This window comes from Ramlibacter humi (assembly GCF_004681975.1).
Taxonomy (GTDB): domain Bacteria; phylum Pseudomonadota; class Gammaproteobacteria; order Burkholderiales; family Burkholderiaceae_C; genus Ramlibacter; species Ramlibacter humi.
Genome location: NZ_SMLK01000017.1, coordinates 1 through 3,759 on the forward strand (window position 1 = coordinate 1; position 3,759 = coordinate 3,759).

The window sequence follows — 3,759 nt, forward strand, 5'->3', positions numbered from 1 at the left end:
CCCTCCATCTCCTCCCAGCGCCAGCCTTCAAACCCGCTTCCCGATTCCGGACAGCAGTGCGCGCAGGCGGGAATCCACGATCCCTCGGAAGTTCTCTTTTCGGCCTTGGCTGATCGCGCGCCCAACCGTGGCGCTTGAGGGATTACCCGCGCCGGGCTATACTGGCAGGCTTTCCCGCATTTGGGGCGGGGAAGCCGTGCGCGCCGCAGGCAGGACATCGCAGGATGTCGCCACTTGGGCGGTGCGCCCATATTTCCAGCACGCTTAGGGACATTTTTTTAATGCCAACCATCAACCAACTCGTGCGTCAGGGGCGGGAGGTCGAAAAGACCAAATCCAAGTCGCCCGCGATGCAGAACAGCCCCCAGCGCCGGGGTGTGTGCACCCGTGTGTACACCACGACGCCGAAGAAGCCGAACTCGGCGCTTCGCAAGGTCGCCAAGGTGCGCCTGACCAACGGTTTCGAGGTCATCTCGTACATCGGCGGTGAAGGCCACAACCTGCAGGAGCACTCCGTGGTGCTCGTGCGCGGCGGCCGCGTGAAGGACCTGCCGGGTGTGCGCTACCACATCGTCCGCGGTTCCCTGGACCTGCAGGGCGTGAAGGATCGCAAGCAGTCCCGTTCGAAGTACGGCGCGAAGCGCCCGAAGAAGGCTTAAACGGTTTTGTCGTTTGTCGGTGCTTCAATCGCTCGGCAGGCGGTTGCAAGCGAAGTGACCCGGTTGTGGGTCGAGTAAGCGGAAGGCCCGGATGGCCCTCCAGGTCCGTCAGAGGACCAGCTGAAGCAAGAAAGGAACAGAAATGCCACGTCGTCGCGAAGTCCCCAAGCGTGAAATCCTGCCGGATCCCAAGTACGGCAATGTCGAGCTCGCCAAGTTCATGAACGTCATCATGCAAGGCGGCAAGAAGGCGGTCGCCGAGCGCATCGTCTACGGCGCGCTCGAGCAGATCGAGAAGAAGAACCCCGGCCGCGACCCGGTCGAGGCGTTCACCATGGCCATCAACAACGTCAAGCCGATGGTCGAGGTGAAGTCCCGCCGCGTCGGCGGCGCCAACTACCAGGTGCCGGTGGAAGTGCGTCCGGTGCGCCGCCTGGCGCTGTCGATGCGCTGGATCAAGGAAGCCGCCAAGAAGCGCGGCGAGAAGTCCATGGCCCTGCGCCTGGCCAACGAACTCATGGAAGCCACGGAAGGCCGTGGCGGCGCCATGAAGAAGCGCGACGAAGTGCACCGCATGGCCGAAGCCAACAAGGCCTTCTCGCACTTCCGCTTCTGAGAACCGCCCCCATCTGAAGCACCTGGGAATGGGGCCCGCCACGAGCGGGCCTTTCCCCTTTAACGAAAGACCATCATGGCCCGCAAAACGCCCATCGAGCGCTATCGCAACATCGGGATCTCGGCGCACATCGACGCCGGCAAGACCACGACCACCGAGCGCATCCTGTTCTACACCGGTGTGAACCACAAGATCGGCGAAGTGCACGACGGCGCCGCCACGATGGACTGGATGGAGCAGGAGCAGGAGCGCGGCATCACGATCACGTCCGCCGCGACCACGTGCTTCTGGAAGGGCATGGACATGTCCTTCCCCGAGCACCGCATCAACATCATCGACACCCCCGGCCACGTGGACTTCACCATCGAGGTGGAGCGCTCCATGCGCGTGCTCGACGGCGCGTGCATGGTGTACTGCGCCGTGGGCGGCGTGCAGCCGCAGTCCGAGACGGTCTGGCGCCAGGCCAACAAGTACAAGGTGCCGCGCCTGGCATTCGTCAACAAGATGGACCGCACCGGCGCCAACTTCTTCAAGGTCTATGACCAGATGAAGACCCGCCTGAAGGCCAACCCCGTGCCCATCGTCATCCCGATCGGCGCCGAGGAAAACTTCAAGGGCGTGGTCGACCTGCGCAAGATGAAGGCCATCATCTGGGACGAAGCCTCCCAGGGCATGAAGTTCACCTTCGAGGACATTCCGGCCGACCTCGTCGAGCAGGCCAAGGAATGGCGCGAGAAGATGGTCGAGGCGGCCGCCGAGGCCAACGAAGACCTGATGAACAAGTACCTGGAAGAGGGCGACCTCTCCGAGGAAGAGATCACCAGCGGCCTGCGCACGCGCACCATCGCCGGCGAGATCCAGCCGATGCTGTGCGGCACGGCGTTCAAGAACAAGGGTGTGCAGCGCATGCTGGACGCCGTGATCGAGCTCATGCCTTCGCCGCTGGACATCCCGCCGGTCGCCGGCATGGACGAGGACGACCAGCCCGTCACCCGCAAGGCCGACGACAACGAGAAGTTCTCGGCGCTGGCGTTCAAGCTGATGACGGACCCGTTCGTCGGCCAGCTGACGTTCGTGCGCGTCTACTCGGGCGTGCTGAGCAAGGGCGACAGCGTCTACAACCCGGTGCGCGGCAAGAAGGAACGCATCGGCCGGATCGTGCAGATGCACGCCAACAACCGCCAGGAAATCGACGAGATCCGCGCCGGCGACATCGCCGCCTGCGTGGGCCTGAAGGAAGTGACCACGGGTGAGACCCTGTGCGACCCCGCGTCCATCGTGACGCTGGAGCGCATGGTGTTCCCCGAGCCCGTGATCGCGCAGGCCGTCGAGCCCAAGACCAAGGCTGACCAGGAGAAGATGGGCATCGCCCTGAACCGCTTGGCGCAGGAAGACCCGTCGTTCCGCGTCCGCACGGACGAGGAATCGGGCCAGACCATCATCGCCGGCATGGGCGAGCTGCACCTGGAAATCATCGTCGACCGCATGAAGCGCGAATTCGGCGTGGAAGCCAACGTCGGCAAGCCGCAGGTGGCGTACCGCGAGACCATCCGCAAGACGGTCGAGGAAGCCGAAGGCAAGTTCGTGCGCCAGTCGGGCGGCAAGGGCCAGTACGGCCACGTCGTGCTCAAGCTCGAGCCGAACGAGCCGGGCAAGGGCATCGAGTTCGTCGACGCCATCAAGGGTGGCGTGGTTCCGCGCGAGTTCATCCCGGCGGTCGAGAAGGGCATCAACGAAGCCGTCACGCAGGGCGTGCTGGCCGGCTACCCGGTCGTGGACGTCAAGGTGACGCTGCACTTCGGTTCGTACCACGACGTGGACTCGAACGAACTGGCGTTCAAGATGGCCGCCATCTTCGGCTTCAAGGAAGGCGCCAAGAAGGCCAGCCCCGTCATCCTCGAGCCGATGATGGCCGTGGAAGTCGAGACGCCGGAAGACTACGCCGGCAGCGTGATGGGCGACCTGTCGTCCCGCCGCGGCATGGTGCAGGGCATGGAAGACATGGTCGGTGGCGGCAAGGCCATCAAGGCCGAGGTGCCGCTGTCCGAGATGTTCGGCTACTCCACCTCGCTGCGCTCGATGTCGCAGGGCCGCGCCACGTACACGATGGAGTTCAAGCACTACGCCGAAGCTCCGCGCAACGTGGCCGAGTCCATCGTCGCCGAACGTTCGAAGTGACATGACCAGGGCAGGCGCGAAGCGCTTGCCTCGTCACGTCATCCCCGCGAAGGCGGGGATCCACGAATCAGCCGCGCAAGCGGCGCCGTCTGCGACCCGACCCCCTTCGCTGCCCGTGGCGGAGGATCCAGGAGCCGGGTGCAGACGTAAAACCGGATCACGGGCATTGCTCTTTAGCTAAGGAAAAGACATGGCAAAAGGTAAGTTCGAGCGGACCAAGCCGCACGTGAACGTTGGCACGATCGGCCACGTGGACCACGGCAAGACGACGCTGACGGCGGCCATCACGACGGTGCTGTCCACCAA

4 protein-coding genes are annotated in these 3,759 nt (G+C 64.2%); all 4 read left to right on the forward strand.

Translation table 11 applies throughout. From position 1 onward, the window contains the following. Positions 1-281 precede the first annotated feature (281 nt). Positions 282-659 (forward strand): 30S ribosomal protein S12, encoded by a 378-nt coding sequence (gene rpsL / locus EZ216_RS21160; RefSeq protein ID WP_017759704.1) that lies wholly within the window; start codon positions 282-284, stop codon positions 657-659. A gap of 142 nt (positions 660-801) precedes the next feature. Then, positions 802-1,275 (forward strand): 30S ribosomal protein S7, encoded by a 474-nt coding sequence (gene rpsG, locus EZ216_RS21165; protein ID WP_135251794.1) that lies wholly within the window; start codon positions 802-804, stop codon positions 1,273-1,275. 75 nt (positions 1,276-1,350) lie between these two features. Beyond that, a complete protein-coding gene (gene fusA / locus EZ216_RS21170; RefSeq protein WP_135251795.1) occupies positions 1,351-3,453 on the forward strand; it encodes an elongation factor G in 2,103 nt (700 codons plus the stop codon). A 190-nt stretch (positions 3,454-3,643) separates the two neighbouring features. Then, the coding region (locus tag EZ216_RS21175) for a GTP-binding protein (protein ID WP_049059127.1) at positions 3,644-3,759 on the forward strand (116 nt) is incomplete at its 3' end.

Bases quoted from the DNA above. Each gene is read 5' to 3' on its own strand.
- rpsL (WP_017759704.1), top strand. From the start codon at position 282: ATGCCAACCATCAACCAACTCGTGCGTCAGGGGCGGGAGGTCGAAAAG.
- rpsG (WP_135251794.1), top strand. From the start codon at position 802: ATGCCACGTCGTCGCGAAGTCCCCAAGCGTGAAATCCTGCCGGATCCC.
- fusA (WP_135251795.1), top strand. From the start codon at position 1,351: ATGGCCCGCAAAACGCCCATCGAGCGCTATCGCAACATCGGGATCTCG.